This is a genomic window from Dysgonomonas sp. HGC4 (assembly GCF_001261715.1).
GTDB lineage: Bacteria > Bacteroidota > Bacteroidia > Bacteroidales > Dysgonomonadaceae > Dysgonomonas_A.
In genome coordinates this window covers 1-929 of the sequence record NZ_CVRU01000171.1, presented here as the reverse complement: position 1 = coordinate 929, position 929 = coordinate 1, and the positions used below count along the sequence as shown (strand labels likewise).

Here is a 929-nt window from a genome sequence, read left to right as displayed (position 1 = left end):
TCTATTATGGCATTATATTCGAAAATAGAATTAAAAGTGTTCAGTGTATCTATTGGACTAATACGTTTATGTTGAGGGTATTTTTCAAAAATAGATATTGTTTTGTATATAACATACTCTTTAGCCTTACTTATTAAAGTATCCTTATATAAATCCTCTTTGTTAAATCCTTTTAGTTCTATGTCCCAGAGCTTCCTAATAGATATTATTAGTATAACTCGTTGTATTTGTAGGATGTTAAATTGCTCAAAAGAATTTTCTATGAAGAAATTGACTACTTGATTATCTTCTTTAGATAAGTCTAGCATCAATAATTCACTTATATATTCTTCAAAATCAGAATCTTCTTGTTCAATGTTTTCATTCTCAAGCATCTTTAATTTTACATTTTGAAGAACCTTCAATACATTCTCAAAATCTTCATAATTTTCCTCTATAATTTTCTTTAGCCCAATCAATGTCTGAATGTGAGCTTTTTGAAAGTTATTGTAATTTGCTCCATAACTATCTTTTGAGTATGATTTTATATCATTCATTTGATACTCAAGTCTATTTATATTGATATTCTCTCTAAAATATTTATAAATGGTTATATCAGTTAGCTTGGATGTCTTGTGAGGATGTAGAAGTAGATATTTGGCTTTTTGGCAATTATTTATATTTCTAATAGAATTATCAGAATCATTGTCTTTTACAAATAAAGAGATCAATCTTTGTTTGGTTAACTCATTTTCTTTGTTGACATCTATTATTCCTTCATTCCTCCATGGATTTAATACAATAGGAGTCTGATATGCATCATTTTTATGAAATATACCATCTATCCAACATTTTGAATCAGAGGTATGTTCTTTAAATAACTCTTTTGAATTATATGCATACAACGAATAATTTGAAACTTGTGTATAAAAAAGTAAATCTTCTATACC

The 929-nt window shown here is 26.4% G+C and carries 1 pseudogene; it reads right to left on the bottom strand.

What is annotated here, in order from left to right:
• Window positions 1-929 (bottom strand): annotated as a pseudogene (locus HGC4_RS16615) (hypothetical protein); the annotation flags it as partial.